This window comes from Vibrio sp. R-1, from assembly GCF_035615595.1.
GTDB classification, from domain to species: domain Bacteria; phylum Pseudomonadota; class Gammaproteobacteria; order Enterobacterales; family Vibrionaceae; genus Vibrio; species Vibrio cholerae.
Map to the genome: position 1 here is coordinate 1 of NZ_WPDC01000250.1, position 765 is coordinate 765.

The 765-nt window shown below is 38.7% G+C and carries 1 protein-coding gene; it reads left to right on the forward strand.

Features of this window, described 5'->3' with window-relative positions; genetic code table 11:
• Positions 1-46 precede the first annotated feature (46 nt).
• On the forward strand, positions 47-745 hold the full coding sequence (locus tag GOU96_RS17920) for a hypothetical protein (RefSeq protein WP_001887502.1): 699 nt from the start codon (positions 47-49) through the stop codon (positions 743-745).
• The last annotated feature ends 20 nt before the right edge of the window (positions 746-765 follow it).

Genomic DNA, 765 nt, shown 5'->3' on the forward strand with positions numbered 1-765 from the left:
CGGGCGTTATGCATGTTGGCCACCAATATAATAAGGCGTATTGTCCATGATTAAAAATAGCTCGCAGAGTGCGTTCGCATTGATAAAGTTCTTTAGTCAAAGGGAGCATTATCTAAGTTTTTTAGCGGGAACAAGTTTATTTCGTACTCCTCATTATTACCGTACTTGTGAAGATATTGGTAGAGGTGATCGAAATGAATCTTGCATACTATTTTGGGATAGAAAGCTTGGAGGACCTAAACCTAAGTTCATTAGGCCAGATGGGTTAGAAATCAGTGATAAAGAGTTTGATAGTGTATTAGTTTACCCTATTCATGAGCAACATGATGCTTGGATGCAATCTTGGGCTATTATGGGCTCTCACAATGATTTTGAGGGAGCCTTGGAGCAGATGCAGCAAGAATTCGGGCTGTTTTTCGTTATTTTGCCTGCAAATAGAATTCAGGACTACGCACAGTTAGTAGAAAAAGCTAGTGGCTTAAAAGTCAGTTTTGGTGCAGTTCAATACTCAGAAGATCCAACAGAGCGCTCTCTGACAGTAAAAGATTCCAGATTTAGCTATCAAAAAGAGTTTAGATTTTTTGCTGGGAAGTGCCCCAAAGGAGAGTTGCAAGAAAAGTTTTTTGAATTACCTGAACTTAGAAAATTGTTGTTAAATGCTCAGAGTTTGAAGTTTACCTCACCAAATGGTGTTGTTAAATACTGTTCAGTCGGACATGGTCGTACTGTAACTGTAAAACCCTGATCGTTTGTTGAAAAAACATG